This window comes from Leptolyngbya cf. ectocarpi LEGE 11479 (assembly GCF_015207065.1).
Classification (GTDB): domain Bacteria; phylum Cyanobacteriota; class Cyanobacteriia; order Phormidesmidales; family Phormidesmidaceae; genus Leptothoe; species Leptothoe ectocarpi.
On the sequence record NZ_JADEXP010000126.1, the window covers coordinates 1 to 15847 of the forward strand.

Sequence of the window (15847 nt, forward strand, 5' to 3'; positions counted from 1 at the left end):
TATTTTCTCTCTGCTTTATCTGAGCGGCAACAGCGCATTCTGCAGTTGTTGAAGGCTTCGGATGATATCTACCTCTCACTCACCGGATAATTTAGGCAACCCTTCCTAAATTTAAGCGAACCGTGAGTAATTACCTAGGGAAACTGCAATTGGAATTCATCTTTGGCTGAGTTTTTATAGATGTAGTTCTTAAAGCTCATTCCTCAAGGGAATCTTAGTCAAGATGAAATACTATCCAACAATTGCTGCATCATTGCTTATCACAGGCATTGTTGTTCTTGGTGTAGTCGCCCTAAATCAACAAGGTTTTATCCGATTTCGCTTTGGTGATGGTGAGCTATTGATCGATGGACGACAACAAGAGACACATGTCCAAATAGAAAATTTAGACACTTACCATCAGTAGCCAGCTTCTAAATATTTGCGATCGCACTTTTTACCTGTTCTGGCGACACGGCCAAATACTTCTGCAGCACCCCTAGGTCAGCGTGGCCTGATATCTCCTGAATCACGCGCAGGGGCACGCCCGCATTGCTGAGCCGGGTCAAGGCCGTCCGCCTGAAGCTATGAGTACTGTAGCCTTCAAACCCTAAGCAATCGCACGCCTTCCGTAAGGCCGCATCCGCCGTTTGCCGAGTAATGCAACCGCCGCGCTTCCCAGGAAATAGATAGCCGGTGGTCGGTAGCTCAGTTTCTCCCAGAATAGTTTTAAGGGTGGGGTGAATCTCCACCTGGCGAGTACGCTTACCGCCCTTAGTGGTTTCCCACTGAAACACAATGCAATCGTTCACAATATTTTCTGCTCGGAGCTGCCGCGCTTCACTGACTCGGCAGCCCGTGTAAAGGCAAATGGAAAATAAACACCGCATTCGCTCGTCTAACTCTAAGAATAGCTGATCTAATTCTGAGTCACTCCAGATGGCTGCTTGGCCATAGCGGTTGGATTTAGGCATTTGCTCTTATGCTTGTTTTAGCAAATATAGTTTAACCAGTTTTCAAGGGGTTCAGGAAATCTACGTAAAAACTCGCAATTCTATCAGGAATCAGTCTCAATAGAAAAAACACAGGGAATTCGCTACATCGCTGGCTTGATGAGTGATAACACGGTTAACAGGGTTAACGCGTTTAGGCGATAACAAAACCAGCTGTTCGTTACTCTGTCTGGGTTAACCGAGATAACCCTGTTAACAACTATGAAAAAACCGTTAGTCGCTGGACGCATTCCGCCTGCCTGGCACGCTCAGCTGCTCACACTTCAGGAAGAGACCGGCAAAAGTCAGAGTGAGCTGGTCAAGGAAGCGATTGGGCTGTACTTGAAAAAAACCGATACGGAATCCGTCGCGGCGATGAATCGTCGATTGAAGCGGCTGGAAAAGCAGTACAAGAAGCTGACGGCCTTGATATAGAAAAGCTAGCAGACACTTGCCAGCACTAGGATGCATCCTGTTGGCACTGCTGAATTTCTACCCAAAGACTATCGAGGGTGACATCCTCTAGCCACTGTTGGCGGTCGCGCGTATAGTCACCTGTACCCATATCAAATTGCTTGAAAAAGCGAACTGCATTGACATAGCCCAGGCTCTCTACCAAAGTACTAAAGGCTTGACGATTAATTTCAGCAAGAGTCATGGGGCTCAGTCTCCTAACCAATACAACAGACTAAACCGACAGAACTGGGGCTAGCTGCACCATCTGCAACACCCCTTGAGCCATTCCTTGAGCCGCAACATCTGCCAATATCTGTTGATCCTCTTGGGTCAAGAGCGATGCCAGCATTGGAACTACCTGCGATCTCAATTTCCGCTCCGACCTGGGCAGATTCTGATCATCTTCGGTGATTAGCGCATTGATCCAAGCGGTTTGTTCTGACGTTGGGTGTTTCAAGCGCTCATAGATAAGTCGCCGTGCTTTGGTATGGACTGCTTCAAAACTGTGACCCAGCTGCCACGACTGTACCCACTCATGCAGCTCTGGATACAAAATAGAAAACAGTCGCATTCGCCAGCGTAGAAACTGATGTTGCTCAGGGGTAAGGGATTCTAGATACTCTATGTAAGGCTTAGCCATTAGCCCTGTTTCAACGGGGCCATCCCAGTCATCGGCCTCCCACCAGTCATCCTCGTAAGTCAAATCCATCAGGTTACCGGTCTTCGCTAGTTGCTCAGCAAGTCGTTGATCATCCATGGGCTTGTTCGAGGTTTAGTAATGATTAGGCGTAGGGCTCACGATTGCAACGGAAAGGCAGAATACTCAAAGTATACCAACCCGTCTTTTTCAGGATCTGGTCCATAATCAGGCATCCCCTGGGAATGATAGAAACCCTCCACATTAGGCAACGAATGCAGCGCCACACGGCCACCATAGCCTAATTCCACACTGCGCTGACGAGAGAATAGCAACAACAAGCTGCCCACTCCTGTAAGCCATGTCGGCTGCTCAATGTCTCTCCGATTCCAAGGAGCCGACACAATCATCTCTACATACACCAACGGAAACCGCTGGGCCTGCTGGGAACGATGCCACTGGGTTTCAATAAACAACAACCCCTGGGACAGTTTATCCAAATCGAGAGAATACGCTTCGTAGCGATCCTGTTGTTGAGACTGACGTAGTTTATAGTCCCACTTCCACACCGGATCAGGCTGACTCACCTCGGCAAGAATAGGCTGCCAAAATAGTTCGACATCATCTAGATGACGTTCGTCCATAGCCACAATCTGTCCCTCAAGGAACTGGCCAGTTGTGGTTTTAACTTGAACTGCTCTTGCCATCTGTCACCTAACGACATCCCCAGACACCTTTGTCACTTTAGAATATTGGGTCTGTCTCGCCCATGAGGATTTCTAACGCTCGTTTTACCTGGGTCTACTCAATGCGTTTTTCAGACCCTCTGGCCGTCAGGTCTTCAGTCTGTTGCCACAGGCCTAGCATGCTAGCGGTCGACCCCTGCCCCGCGCGATACTTCGCCTCGGCCACCGCCACCCGTAATTGATGACTGTCTAACTGTGATTCAATCGTGGTGACGTTGCAGCTCTGCTAGCTTGGCCTGCTCATGCTCCATTACCAGTTGATCGATGTGGGTCAGCTGGGCCAGGTAGTCGATTTCCTGATGCTTGGCCGTTATCAACGCTTCGGCCTGGTCCACGTCGGCCTTAGCGCGGGCGATGGCGGCGTTTTGTTCTAGATACGTTGGGGTGGCTATCGGTGGCGGGGTGGCTGGTGGTAGCGGTGGCGTAATCGTTGAGTGCTCGAGGCGTTGCAGCGTTAGGTCTAGCTGTCGGGCCTGGGCTTCAAGGCGGTTGCGATCGCGGGTACGGTCAGCGATGAGTTGGCCCACGGCGATGCGATCGCCTGCGGTGACTTTGAGGTCATCGGGGTCGGTGACGGAGACGCTGATGGTGAGGCGGCGGGGGGCTTCGTTAGGTTGGGTGGGTTGTTCTGGGGTAGGCGTGACGAAGCTGGGCTGTTGGGCGATGGCTACGCCGCTAACAGCAATACAGGCTATGAAATATGGAATCAATTGCCTTAGAGGCATTAATGAACTCGGCAAAACTGCAGATATGTTCTAACAGCATTCCCGTTCAATTACATTGACCATAATGGTAATAAATCCTACCAAAAGAACCAGCGCGACAGCCATACCGCAAAACCATTTAAGCCTATAAACAAAAAACCAAGAACTATGTAAGTGATAGGTATAACAGCTGTAAAGTACAGAAACTTAAACGAAAATGCTCTTCTAGCTACTAATCGTTTGTAACCATATACAACCAGTATGATTGCAAAGGTTAATAGGCTTAAGCTGAGCAACACAAACGTCAAATAAAATGCGACATTGAGCAGTATTAAAACTATGTTATAGTTGTCTTCTTTAAAAAAATCTGTCAACCAAAGTAATGTTATTCCAGTAACAGACATAACATTACTCACAAGGCCAAAAACATCAACAAACTGTTGCCAAGACGTATTTTTTGTTTTTGAGATATTGTCCATTGAATTAAACCCAAAAGTATTAGAGTGCAGCCAATAACAGCACAGTCAGGTTTCCCGTTGCCCATTGATCACTCAGCAACGCGATCGCAACCTCCAAATCGCAATAAGCCAACTCCACCGACTCACCCACCACCGTCACCGCTGGCAGCTGCCTCGGCAGCACCGTAGGCCGCACATCCTCGGGAAAGTCCACCGTAATCGAGCCCGATAGATAAATCCGCGCTGACGGGTTCGCCATCCGCAACGCCTGCAGCCGAGACACGACATCCTCATCATTCAACGTAAGCGTCTGCGTCGTCCGCGTCATCGCCGCACCGGTCGCCGTCGTCAGCTTCTCCACCAGCAGCTGCTTACCCGTCTGATAAACACCCTGGCCATCAGTTACCACAAATTCATTACCCAAGGCATCCAGTATCAGATAACGGCCACTGGCATCAGTGCGATCATCGGCCCACACACCGGTTATCTCAGCGTAGACCTCAGCGCTAGCCGCATTGGCGTTGTACGTCGCCATAGCGCCATCACGCAGGCCCAGGCTTTGGTTTACCTGGCCGGTGACACCGCCTGTACCGGCCAGCCATATACCGAGCAACAACAAACCCACGGCCACCGCCAGCACCCAATATTCACCAGGCCCACCCGTGCGTAGTCGCCGCTTAGGATTTGAGACGCTGATAGACCAGGCGGGGTCAGGCCAAAACAGCTGGACGCCCTGGCGCGTAAAGCAGTCGGAAAAGCAGCTCAGCAAATGCCCCAGCGGTAATGCCAACCATGGCTTAATATCACCCAACGCCACACCTATGGTCACGGAAATAGTTGCAATAGCAACAGTCGCGGCTAAGGAATGGGTGACGCTGCGATGTGGGTAGCGGTCTTCTATCCAGCTGGACACCGGATAAAGGACCTGGCCGATGATGCTCGTCGTCGTGTCGATGTCTGGCAGCTGGCTACCCAGGACGGCGAGCGCTAGCGGTAATGGTTGGGCGGTGCCGAGTAGTAAGGATGCGCCTGCGGTTGCGATCGCGGCGTGGGTGATTGCTAACATATGCTGAGTTTTTTCCAGTCGGTCAATGAGCGAATCGAAATCCCAAGCATCTCAAAAAGCAATAGAACAAAGCCTTCAGGATAAAGAATTTGCCCTCAAGGTTCAGGAAACCCTGAATCAATTGAAAATTGACCGACGTAACCTATGGTTATCGTCCCCACTATTAATTGCCATAGCAACATCCATCGGGGGACTAGCAGGAGCCACTTTCACAGGGATTATAGAAGCCTTTAGCAACGCTCAACTGGAACGTCAAAAATTTGAATTCTCCATCATAGAGAAAGAGCTGACAAGAATATATCCCGAGGAAGAAGACACTGAAGTGCTAAATGAAGAAGATACTGAAGTGCTAAATGAAGAAGATACTGAAGTGCTAAATGAAGAAGATACTGAAGTGCTAAATGAAGAAGACACTGAAGTGCTAAATGAAGAAGACACTGAAGTGATAGAGAAAGAAAAAGCTGAAGCACTAGCGGAAGCCCAAAGGGAAGCAGCTAAAAGTCTTAAGTTCTTAGTGGATATAGGTATCATCAAAAGCCTCAATAAAGAAGCAATTAAAGAGTTAGCAAAAGACCCTAGTAATTTGCCTTCACTCCAAACAGAAGTGTCTAGTTTAACCGTTCGTACTATTCAGGCTCCAGCACCAGCAAACGCAGCTAATCTACGTGCTGGTGGTGGAACACAATATTCGGTAGTGGGTACATTCAGGAATGGAACGACTGTAATCCTTTTAGGAGAATTCGGCAGAGGGTGGTATCGAGTACAAATTGGAGATCTGATTGGATGGATGGAAGGTAAAGCACTTGGACTTTAAGGTAATCATTTGAGATCGCAGCGTGGGTAATCGCCATCATTGGCCCAGACCATAGCGCCAGTTGCGCTTGAAGTTATAGGCTGCTCCATCATCGCTGTCAGTGGTGGACAGCTCTAAGTTGCCCAGGGATGAGGATTGGGTTGGGATTGAGGGAGTTGCAACTTTAGGCCCTGGAATTTCAATCAATAGAGCACAGATAAGCTCAGATACTCTAGTATGAGCAGATTGAAATAATTACTGAACGCATTCCCCAAAAAATGTTGATATCAGCGAGTTAGCGCCAAAAGCAACAACAGCTGCACCAATGCAAAAGATTGAATAGTTTAGTTGGCTTTGTTTTTTCGTCGCTGACTTCTCTAGTTGTGATATTCCTTCTATCCAAGTATTAGTCATTGATGCCTTAACTCTGTTATTCTCTTTTTTAAACCAATCATCTGACATCAATGACTGGGGCTTAATGGTTGCCCCCACTGCATTTGCTAACAAACCATAGCTACTTACGCAAACAGATATTGTAGTTAAGAGCAATACGGCAGCTTTGAATAATGCACAGCTTCTACAACCGTCAGGGAGTGCTAGACCAAACCTTAAAAGCAATCCTCCAAACCCTAAAAAAGTGGTGAGACGGTTGTTCAAGTCATCAATCTGTTTATCACACTGACCAAGAAATATTTGAGTATACTCATAGGCTAAAGCCAGATTAGAGATTTCCTCCGAATCCTGGCCATCATTTTCGCTATTAAAGTACTCAGAGGATTTCTGCATCATGTCTGAGAATCAACACGGCTCATCTAGTTCTAGCTCAAATCCATCCACGGAATCTGAACAACCACCATCTTCTCCAAGTAAACCTCTGAACCAAACTCCACCAGCATCAGCTGACGATAAAACTCCCTGGAGATACAACAGTCCCGATACTGATTCCACTATTAAATTCACTAAGAAGGACAGCGATTCATAGAGCCTAAAAATCAACCCATGAGGAGCGTCACTGCCCTAACCGCTTCCGCGCCCCTCGCACCTGCCCCAACTGCTTCATCGTCATCCCCGCAACCAGTGCCGTCCCCCCAAAGATATACAGGCTCTTATTCTGCGTTCCCATCCCAATAAACCGCACAATGCCAAACGCCATCAAACAGGCGATCACAATCGGCATGACAACAACATATTGCGTATGCTGCGGACTCGCTGACTGATTCAGCCCTAACCGCTCGTTGCGGATCACCTTCCGCGCCAGCATCGGGTTACGCCCCGCTAACGGCTGCAACTCCGCCAACCGCGACTTACTCAGCTGCAGCCCCAGCCGCTCCGCCTCCGCCCGCATCGTCTCGCGGATTATCTGATCGGTGGGCAGCTCCAGCTCTATTTCCAACATCTCTAGAAAGATGTCTTTGCCTGGGTTCGCCGCCGCAAAGCAGCAGACCCGCACGCCCATATTGATCAAGTCTTCCAGCCAATACCGAATCCCGGTGCTTAGCCGCTTCGCTTCAGGCAGGATCAACAACGTCTCCGGCCCTACGTTCTCGGCAATCTCGTCCTTGAGCTGATCCATCGTCAGCGCCCGTTCACCGCAGGGCTCGCCGTTCTTGTCGTATTTGTCCTCAATCGTGGGGATATCCAGCTGCTCGGCCAGACGTACAAAGAAGCGTTTGCCACTGCCTTTGTAGACAGCGGTGGCAACGGCAAACGTATCGACAAACCGCATCACCAAATGCTGCGGCATATCGCCCACCATGCCCAGCTCTGCCAGCACAAGCACGCTGCTACCCGACTCGATAGCAGCGCACACCTTTTGGCAGTCGGCGGAGTCGTAGCTTAAGCCGCCTGCATCTGCTGCCGAAACTGGCTTAGAAGGCTGTCCGCAACTTCGTGAGGATTGAACTTTGGGACGGATGCAGTCCTTACGTGATCAACCTTAGCCTTGGCCTCAGGATGCAAATCCTCGTAGGTCATCTTGCTAGCCATCGCCATCACAACCCGCTCACTCGCCGTCAAACGCTCAACGGCTATCTCTGACGCCTCTCGATAGAGAGCTTCCATATCTAGCCCCTGAGATAGGTCAATCTCCTGCGTGGGTTCCGGGTCGGGCTGCCCGTTGAGCGTTCCAATTTCTCCACTATCAGCAATGGCCAAGGCCGACTCTGCAGCGGCTTGCAATGCTAATTCCAAATCGAACTCATCGATTTTGCCACCGGCTACCACATGCTGACGGAGAAGCCTAACTAATTTTGCCTGGTCCTCTGTAAGATATGCCTTATTATTTGAATCCTTTTCAGCCGTAATATCTAATGCCTTTAGATAAGCGTAGTAAGCATCCTTTTTAATGCCTAATTGATCCATCAGCTCATTCGGGCGAATCTGGATTTCAACGGCAGAATTCTGGTCAGTCATAATTTTTTTTCGTTCCCTGTGTCCCATATTATGGATAGGAATTTTGAAAAAAAATTCCGTAGCGTTTCTGGTCTTCGGGTGAAGATTCGGTAAATCGCACGAAGAGACAGAATTTGATATGTGCGATTTAGACGATACGAAGCAAGTCAGTTCTTGTTAGTTTCAAGTCACATTTATTCTGGGGGAAATCACAGAATCAGCTAATTCTTAGCGAAGGTTGCTGTTAGCTAATGGCCAATCAGCCCTGTTCCTGAGCAACGCCTACGATTTTTTCCACTCTTCAACCGCCCCTACGACAAAAGCAGCGACGGGATGATCAATCGCCTTTTCAAACGCTTTTATGCCACCAGCAGAGAGGGCAGCGACGGCACGTTGTTTGAAGGTGGGGTTAGATTCGATTTGGGCGATGGCTTGGGTGGCCAGGGTCATTTTCTCGGTCATGGTCTCAGCTGGGGCAGTTTGCTCTAGCTGTTTTAGTAGGTTTTGGATTTCGGCGGCGGCTTCGGCGAGGGATGTTTTTTCAGCGGCTTGATTGTTGATAGTGCCACCTTCCATATTGCCTTGGACGGTTTCAGCGAAGCCGCCTGCGAATTGGGCGTTGCTGAGATTGTACTTAGATACGTTAGATCCTTGCTCAGACACAATGGTATCTCCTTGGGTTTGATAGGTGTTATTGATTTGATTGTTAGGTCGCTCAATGGCGGTACCGGCTAGGCCTGCTAGCCGGTGAACTTCTCGGTCCTTCTCAATGAGCAAGGCTTGCATTGCCTGGGGTGGCAGGCTTAGTAAATAGTCGTAGCGTTCAAAATACTGACGATGCAACGCTGATAAGTCACTTTGTTGACTGGCTTCAGCTCTGACTAGTAACTGATCTCGCTGTTTGCCTCGCTTCTCCATGGAGACAATCTCAAGATCTGCGCCGGGGTTGTTTTCTCGTAATTCGTGGAAGGCAATGGCCAGCGCTCGCGGGTCTAATACTTGGTTGTGATAAAGGTCAAGGGTTTCGACCATGGGCGCAATGAAGTCGGAGAACTCACCATCTGCAAACGTCTTTTTCTGATCGTCAGGCTTACGGTGAGAATCGCGGTTTAGATCACCCTCTGGCGGTAGGCGCATGTACACATAGTCACAGCGGATGCCGTTGAGTTTGGTTTTGGTGGTGATGTTCCAATCTTCGATGTAAGCTCCGGTCAGGATGGAGCCGCTTAAGTCGGCTTCGTCAAGCTGGGTTTGAACCAGCCTGGAGCCGGATAAATCCACATCTTGCAAATTGGTCCAATTGAGATTAGCGCCCATCAAACTAGCGTTCGTCAGGTCGGCCCCTTGCAAATTGCCATCTTTGAGGATTGAGCCAGTAAAGTCAGCTTTGACCAGGTTGGCTCCTTGTAAGTTGATGCCTACGAGATTGAGGAGATGATCATAAGACTGACCTTGACCATTGCCAGTCAGCACCAACTCACGAATTTCAGGGGTGTTGAGATAGGTATCACCAGGACGCACACGATCTAGCTTGTCAGCATTTCGCCAACGGGTACGAAGTAAGACTGAGCGCCTGAAATCAGAGCTTTTGAGACGTGCCTGAGAGAAATCAGCATCGGTCAGCGTCGCCCCACGGAAGCTCGTGCCACCGATGGCCGCAAACGCGATGGCAACAGAACGAATCCACGCATCTCGCTTATCACCCTTTAACGCTCGCCAACCTACATAGGCACTCACTAACGTCAAGGCTCCAGCTAAGCCTCCAGCTAAGCCTGCAGCTAAGCTGGAGGCCATGGCTAGGGCTACGGCTACGGTTCCGGCTACGGTTCCGGCTACGGCTACAGTTCCGGCTACGGATAGGGCTATGGATAAGGATAAGGCTACAGTTCCGGCTACGGATAAGGCTAAGCCTATGGCTACAGCTGCGATTCCAGCTAAGGTTCCGGATAAGGCTCCGGATAAGGCGAAACCTACGGCTACGATTCCGACTACGGATAAGGCTAAGCCTGCGGCTAAGGTTCCAGCTCCCGCTAAGGCTAAAACTACAGCACCTTTACGGAATAACAGAGTCAAGAATACAAAAATAACCGCTAATGCAACCCATCCTGCCACTTGATTTTCAAGACTACTGGAATCGAATATCAGTGCAACAAAATGCCCAACAAATGCCGATAAGAATCCTGAAAGGACTGATAGTAAAAGCGAGGCAACAGCTAATCCAATCGCCCAACGCTTCTGCAATCCAGCTTTAGCCTCAGTAAATTTGGTCCCTGTTAAGTTTGCATTAGTGAAATTTGTACTACGGATATCAGCTCCGCTAAAGTCTGCTCCTGATAGGTCTTCGCCTTGAAAGGTCTCTCCTCTCAGACTTTCTCCACTGAAGTCTCGCCGATCGGCTTCATACAGTCGCAGCACCTCAGCAGCTTTCACGGACTAACTCCATACGCCAAACTCCCTATACACCAGCTTAATTCATCAAGTTCAATTGTTCCTTCTCCTGACAGATTTTCAGTCATTGACCCAGCAATTCAGCAGAAACCCCTGAAAGCTTTTTCTTTCCTTCCACCACCACCTTGAGAATTTCCAGCGCTGGCTTACCATCCGTAATCAACTGATGGACCCGAGTGACTCGACCGGCTTTGACATACTCACTGACTCGCCCTCTAGGGCTATCCCAGCGGTAGTAGTAGCTAACTGTTGGGTTCTTTCGTTTCTTGTTGCCGGTTCTGGTCTCTAGCCAGCCGCTAGCGCTGCCTTTCGGTCGATGGGTTCGGGGCTTCGGTGGCGCGGTCTGTTGGCCACCGACACGGATCAGGTCGCAGGCGGGCTTAATCCAAAGACACTCTACCCGCTGCCCTCGGCTACTGGTTCTGACTTTGCGTTCGATGCGTTGCCAGTCTGGATAGAGTTCGTCGTATAGGTCTGAGCGATAGCCACTGAGCACCACCATTCCATAGCAGTGACGGAGGATAGCAGCCAGCTGCCGGTGATCGTCGTCGATCATCTCATAGGCGTACTGCCGTCGGGGAGCACCGTTGATGTGACGTGAATCTTTGCTGCCGCGAACGCTCTGAACGTAGGGTGGATCGACATAGAATAGGGTGTGGGCGCTGTCGTGGATTGCGATCGCAGTTTCTGCCAATCCATGCTCAATCTGAACATTAGCCAAACGCCTAGAAACGGCTAACAGATAATCACAGTTCTGGTCCTCCACCAGGCGCAGACGGGCCGTGCTCGTACCACTACTCCAACGGCCACCGCCATTGCTAAACGACATCTGACACTGAAGATAGAAACGTCTGGCTTGCTCTAACGTGTCGCCCTCGATGACCTTGCATTTCTCAAACTCAGCCTGTGTTCTGGGGGAGACGTCTAGGGCCGTGATTAACTCCCTCGGCCATGCCTTTAGCATCTGGAAGAAGTTGACAACGTTGGGGTTACGCTCGTTGAGAATTTCGACCGCAGCTGGCGACTTGCGTAGTCCGACGCTGAACGCTCCACCGTAGGGTTCGCAGTAAACCCGGTGCTCAGGCAGGTGATTGATTATCCATGGGGCGATTCGCCACTTGCCGCCAAAGTATCGCAACGCTGGCCGCTGAATATTTCCCCCAGAACATGGATTACTGATTTCGTAGGGTGGCACGTCTGGCAATGCCGATAACTGGGTGCCTACTAGCATTACAAGCCCTCCAAACGTAGTTGGCCGTGTCGTTCTGCTTTGAGTACCCGTTTTTGACCCATCTGTTTGAGGTCATAGCGACAGTGGCACGGAGCACACCAGGCGCGAAGGTTCGAGAGATCGCAGTCTCCGGGTATGTGGTTTAAATGGGCCACCGTTAATTTGAACCGGCCCAGCCGCGATATCGACGGCTCCGGGTCGTTGGCTTCCCACAGTTCGGGCACTGTCCAATGGTCAGACAGCGTTAGCCGAAAGATAGCGGCTTCGCGGGTCTCATCTGGACGACGGCAGGGTCTACCGCAGGCTTCGCAGCACCAGTTCACTGATTCTTTGATCGCTAAAGCTATCTCATCCCAGTTATCGGGATAGAGCGATCGATCCATGGGCATCGTTACCCCTCGACCAGTACGGCCATGGCTTCAATAATTTGAGATTGCCCTGGTGTCAGCTCATCCGGCGCGGCATGGGCATCGACGGTGATCGGCTTCAGCTGCGCTTCTAACTGCTCCCAGCTCTGCCGCCGTAGATGCTCAAACGGAACCCAATGGTCGTCAGCTGTAAGGACATATTGAACACCATCGTCCTCGCGACCGGCGCTGACTAAACCACGGTTGTACGCTTCGTTAAACCAGTCGCGCCACTCGCTGCCGCCTGTTCGTCTTTCAGGCTTCCAGTCTTCCTCAATGGCTCTCTGTAAGAACCGCGTTGGGTATTTGACCGTCAGTTGCTTTTCTTCAAGGCATGCGATCGCAACTTCTACCCGCTCCGGCCAAAACTCGATGGACTTACGCAGCTGCGTATCTTCCAAGTTGATACCAAACTTTTTCTTTGCCTCGAGTAAAATCGGCGGCGCGTAAGTTTCTTTACCTGGAGGTATTGCCTCATTGGGAGACTCTGCATTCTCAACTTGAGCAGGTAACCGGTCGAAAACGCTTACTTCTGTCCTTACTTCTGAATTATTTACATTTTCACTGACACACACGTCTTGTGTAGTAGGTGTAATTAGTTGTTTTAAAGATGTAGAGTTGCAGGCGCTTTGTGTATCAACGGTTTCCAGCGTCGAGTGTGATCCATTTGTCACTAGCTGTGACAAATCTGGCACTGAGTGTGACAAATCTGGCACTACCAGTGACTCATCTGACACAGGTGTGTCAGATGAGTCACACACATTTGTACTAGTTAATTTGAGTTCAATTGCTCCAAAGACTTCTTCCTCGAGCACTCCTCTATCTATCAGGGCTGCCTTAGCCCGATAGAAAGTACGCCGATTCAAGCCCCAATCTTTACAAAACTGAGATACGTTCTCGATGCGCCATACCCAACCTGGGCTCCGATGCGCCAATATCAAGTGATGTAGATATCCCTGAGGGGTGTATTCTCCTTCGTTCCACATGTCTTTTACCTCGGCTGCGGTCAGCCGAAGGTGGGACGATTTTTGTCGCCCGCTGGGATTATGTGTCATAATTGACCAAGAAATTTGTTTTGAATTTGAAAGCCCCGAGCCTGCCAGCTCTGGGCTTTTTTAATGCGATCTAGAGTACAAACGTTCCGTGTTTTCACTCAGAAATGTTTGTTTTACTCGAAATACATGATTTTCAGGATTCAAGCATTAGTTTAATCGATCACCTCCTCTGTAATCTCGGTCTTACTTCGAACGACTTTTTCATCCTTCCAGCGAATCACGATTTCGCCACCCAGCAGCTCAACCATCTCTTTAACTCCTCTAAACACTCGTGCTTCAGGAGCTTCAAGAGTATTGGTTACCTTGCTAGTGAAGTTAGTAGCAGATTTGCCAGTACCATCGGCCTCGGCCATCGCCTTAGCCAACGCATATTTGGTTTTTCCCTGCTTCTCAAACCTGTCTTTGAGAAGCTTGCTTAGTTGACTCATGGGCTTAGCGTATCTGATGGCTGTGATTATAGTTTGTTTAGGCTGCAATTCAACCTAATTCCTGCATAAGTTCATTACATTGCAGAGCTACCTCTTTAAGCCGTTCTCTGATGCGTTGGTCTGCTGCTGGTGTGCGCGTTTCTTCGTTAGAGATTTGAGAAAAAAGCCGAGTTGATTCTCGATCAAGTGCGATGCTCTACTAGAGCGGCTATGCCAACGCAATTTCGTAAATCCGGTAATAGTCCCAACTTGGATCAGGCACTGGGTAATTGTCATTAATCCAGCTTGGATACTTTGGGGAGTCTTCGGTTATTGGTTTTACTCATAGCAAAAAGGTTTTAAATCTCTAATCCTTCCCACTTGTGACGGCATGCGGAGCGGATTATCGTGAGTGAGGATTATCAATCGTCTGCTTGAGTCATCAGCTCTACTGTGCTACCAACAGCCAAGTCCTGGGATGTGGAATGCATCAGCAGACCAGAGCTAAGCAGTAAAGTGCCGACGATGGAAGCCAGCTTAATAAAATTTGCGCCAGAGAGTCGAAACGAGAACTCAATCCCATCGCGCGGTGGTGCGGGCGTTGGCGGCATCGCTTGCTTTTGACCAAACATGGGGTTACTCCTTGGTATTGTGCAGCCAATTTAGAACTCAGTCGTCAATCGTATGGTCTTGGCCAGAACCCAGAAATAAGTTATCTATTCGCATTTGGACACAATGCATCCAGAGTAGAAAGACAAATTCATGTACCATCCGTCGTCGAATTCGCCAGGGAGATATGTTTGTTGTCTGCAAGCGAATTTGTAAGCAGCTTAGCTCAGCAATGCATTCTTCTGGCAAGAATCTTCTGCGCTTACTTACGGTAAAAGAAAACTGTCTCCTCACAATGAGCTTCTCAAGATCTCTCTCATACTCACAACTAAGGCATTTGAACCTCGTATTCACCTGTAGCAAACTACGTGATTCACATTTTGGACAATCATGTAATGAGAAAAAGTCGGATGGCTTTAGGTTATTCATTTCAGAGACTTCCACACATGACTAACGTTTGACTCGCTCTCTGGCCCAGAGATATTCGGTACTCCTGTACTGCTCTCAGAGATCTGGCTCCTAAGCCAGTCACCTTGTAATACTTGCGACGAGCCCCTCCCGACTCGTCCACCTCATCACCCCATTGCCAGGACACCAACCCCTTCTTTTCAAGACGGTTGAGTGCTGGATATAAGCTGCCAAACTTCAGCTCACTAGGGCGATCTAGATTGAGCTGGTCTAATATCTCAAGACCATACAGCTCGCGGCCCAGCAATGCGGTGAGGACATCCTCATCTATCGCTGAGATACGGACTGGTTTTTGGTCCTTATCATCAGAACCTTTTTTTTTGGAAGACATAACACCAATCCCAACATGGACATCGACTCAAAATTGATATTAATTGCAATAGTACTGTAAAAACATATAAATATGTGGGTTTTTAGAATAAATTTCTGAAACCCTGGATATAAAATACTTTTGTCTGACTGGATGCTAAAGACAGTAGGGGTGTTGGCAAAAAAATATGGTTCAATCCATTAAGTCCAAGTTGAGACCGTATCATCTTTGTTTAAGAATTCTGTAGTCTGTAGGTTGTTGTTTCGCTGCTCTCCACGTTTCAGTTTCGTTTTTTTGGCCCTGGGTTGAGCGTAGCGCATCCACTCCACTACAAAAGGGTTAGCCATTTGCAGAAGGTTTTGTAGAAGGCGCTTCGTTCCTGCGCTTCTTTAAGCTATGGGGCCAAAAAAACTAGTGGGGGATTGGTCGGTTGACTTCGCTATCTGTTCTTGGAGGAGAAGAGAGAAGAAAGGAAAGGAGCGAAAGGGTATCGGGTGGCGCAGCCCTGCGCGAGTGTCAAGGCTGCGCATGTTTCTTAAAACTCTGCGTCCTCCTTCCGGCGCTGCATAAACAACGTGCTTGCAAACGCTCGTACTGTCGTTTCCTGGGCCTCAGGCAATGCGCCTTTTAGCTCCTGAAAAAGGCCCACGATTTCCACCACATCACGACTCGTCGGCTGCGTAGTCGGAA

The 15847-nt window shown here is 49.2% G+C and carries 21 protein-coding genes; 3 read left to right on the forward strand and 18 right to left on the reverse strand.

Going from position 1 to position 15847, the window contains the following annotated elements:
• The first annotated feature begins 223 nt into the window (after positions 1–223).
• Entirely contained in the window at positions 224–406 is a 183-nt protein-coding gene (locus IQ260_RS14630; RefSeq protein ID WP_193993846.1) for a hypothetical protein, read from the forward strand.
• 7 nt (positions 407–413) lie between these two features.
• Here the strand turns inward: IQ260_RS14630 and IQ260_RS14635 are convergent, their stop codons facing one another.
• A complete protein-coding gene (locus IQ260_RS14635) occupies positions 414–953 on the reverse strand; it encodes a tyrosine-type recombinase/integrase (RefSeq protein WP_193993847.1) in 540 nt (179 codons plus the stop codon).
• Positions 954–1193: 240 nt separating this feature from the next.
• Between IQ260_RS14635 and IQ260_RS14640 the strand changes: the two genes are divergently transcribed.
• Positions 1194–1406 carry a ribbon-helix-helix domain-containing protein gene (locus IQ260_RS14640; RefSeq protein WP_193993848.1) on the forward strand — a complete coding sequence of 71 codons (213 nt, stop codon included), beginning with the start codon at positions 1194–1196 and terminating at the stop codon, positions 1404–1406.
• A 25-nt stretch (positions 1407–1431) separates the two neighbouring features.
• On the opposite strand, the gene IQ260_RS14645 is transcribed toward IQ260_RS14640, so the two are convergent.
• From IQ260_RS14645 to IQ260_RS14670, 6 genes are all read right to left on the reverse strand, one after another.
• The gene (locus IQ260_RS14645) at positions 1432–1629 is read right to left on the reverse strand and encodes a hypothetical protein (protein WP_193993849.1); all 198 of its coding nucleotides are present in this window, start codon (positions 1627–1629) and stop codon (positions 1432–1434) included.
• A 30-nt stretch (positions 1630–1659) separates the two neighbouring features.
• Entirely contained in the window at positions 1660–2184 is a 525-nt protein-coding gene (locus tag IQ260_RS14650; RefSeq protein ID WP_193993850.1) for a hypothetical protein, read from the reverse strand.
• 38 nt (positions 2185–2222) lie between these two features.
• Entirely contained in the window at positions 2223–2771 is a 549-nt protein-coding gene (locus IQ260_RS14655) for a hypothetical protein (protein ID WP_228016098.1), read from the reverse strand.
• Between the two features lie 239 nt (positions 2772–3010).
• Positions 3011–3535, reverse strand: a complete 525-nt coding sequence (locus tag IQ260_RS14660) for a hypothetical protein (RefSeq protein ID WP_228016100.1) — start codon at positions 3533–3535, stop codon at positions 3011–3013.
• A gap of 77 nt (positions 3536–3612) precedes the next feature.
• On the reverse strand, positions 3613–3993 hold the full coding sequence (locus IQ260_RS14665) for a hypothetical protein (protein WP_193993851.1): 381 nt from the start codon (positions 3991–3993) through the stop codon (positions 3613–3615).
• Positions 3994–4012: 19 nt separating this feature from the next.
• On the reverse strand, positions 4013–5038 hold the full coding sequence (locus IQ260_RS14670; RefSeq protein WP_193993852.1) for a metal-dependent hydrolase: 1026 nt from the start codon (positions 5036–5038) through the stop codon (positions 4013–4015).
• Positions 5039–5063: 25 nt separating this feature from the next.
• Between IQ260_RS14670 and IQ260_RS14675 the strand changes: the two genes are divergently transcribed.
• Positions 5064–5852 (forward strand): SH3 domain-containing protein, encoded by a 789-nt coding sequence (locus IQ260_RS14675; RefSeq protein ID WP_193993853.1) that lies wholly within the window; start codon positions 5064–5066, stop codon positions 5850–5852.
• 36 nt (positions 5853–5888) lie between these two features.
• Here the strand turns inward: IQ260_RS14675 and IQ260_RS14680 are convergent, their stop codons facing one another.
• The 11 genes from IQ260_RS14680 to IQ260_RS14730 form a co-directional block, all read right to left on the reverse strand.
• On the reverse strand, positions 5889–6038 hold the full coding sequence (locus tag IQ260_RS14680; protein WP_193993854.1) for a hypothetical protein: 150 nt from the start codon (positions 6036–6038) through the stop codon (positions 5889–5891).
• A 48-nt stretch (positions 6039–6086) separates the two neighbouring features.
• On the reverse strand, positions 6087–6620 hold the full coding sequence (locus IQ260_RS14685) for a hypothetical protein (RefSeq protein ID WP_193993855.1): 534 nt from the start codon (positions 6618–6620) through the stop codon (positions 6087–6089).
• A gap of 220 nt (positions 6621–6840) precedes the next feature.
• Positions 6841–7641, reverse strand: coding sequence for a hypothetical protein (locus IQ260_RS14690; protein ID WP_193993856.1), 801 nt, complete (start codon positions 7639–7641; stop codon positions 6841–6843).
• Positions 7642–7667: 26 nt separating this feature from the next.
• Positions 7668–8243 (reverse strand): hypothetical protein, encoded by a 576-nt coding sequence (locus IQ260_RS14695; RefSeq protein ID WP_193993857.1) that lies wholly within the window; start codon positions 8241–8243, stop codon positions 7668–7670.
• Between the two features lie 261 nt (positions 8244–8504).
• Positions 8505–10652 (reverse strand): pentapeptide repeat-containing protein, encoded by a 2148-nt coding sequence (locus tag IQ260_RS14700; RefSeq protein WP_322744966.1) that lies wholly within the window; start codon positions 10650–10652, stop codon positions 8505–8507.
• A gap of 82 nt (positions 10653–10734) precedes the next feature.
• The gene (locus IQ260_RS14705) at positions 10735–11901 is read right to left on the reverse strand and encodes a DNA adenine methylase (protein ID WP_193993858.1); all 1167 of its coding nucleotides are present in this window, start codon (positions 11899–11901) and stop codon (positions 10735–10737) included.
• A complete protein-coding gene (locus tag IQ260_RS14710; RefSeq protein ID WP_228016102.1) occupies positions 11901–12284 on the reverse strand; it encodes an HNH endonuclease in 384 nt (127 codons plus the stop codon). Before IQ260_RS14710 ends, IQ260_RS14705 begins: the two co-directional genes overlap by 1 nt.
• 8 nt (positions 12285–12292) lie before the next feature.
• Positions 12293–13363 carry a hypothetical protein gene (locus IQ260_RS14715; protein WP_193993860.1) on the reverse strand — a complete coding sequence of 357 codons (1071 nt, stop codon included), beginning with the start codon at positions 13361–13363 and terminating at the stop codon, positions 12293–12295.
• A gap of 152 nt (positions 13364–13515) precedes the next feature.
• On the reverse strand, positions 13516–13791 hold the full coding sequence (locus IQ260_RS14720; protein ID WP_193993861.1) for a hypothetical protein: 276 nt from the start codon (positions 13789–13791) through the stop codon (positions 13516–13518).
• Positions 13792–14192: 401 nt separating this feature from the next.
• Complete coding sequence (locus IQ260_RS14725) at positions 14193–14402, reverse strand: hypothetical protein (protein WP_193993862.1); 210 nt, start codon at positions 14400–14402, stop codon at positions 14193–14195.
• A 407-nt stretch (positions 14403–14809) separates the two neighbouring features.
• Positions 14810–15178 carry a PadR family transcriptional regulator gene (locus IQ260_RS14730; RefSeq protein WP_193993863.1) on the reverse strand — a complete coding sequence of 123 codons (369 nt, stop codon included), beginning with the start codon at positions 15176–15178 and terminating at the stop codon, positions 14810–14812.
• Positions 15179–15847 lie beyond the last annotated feature (669 nt).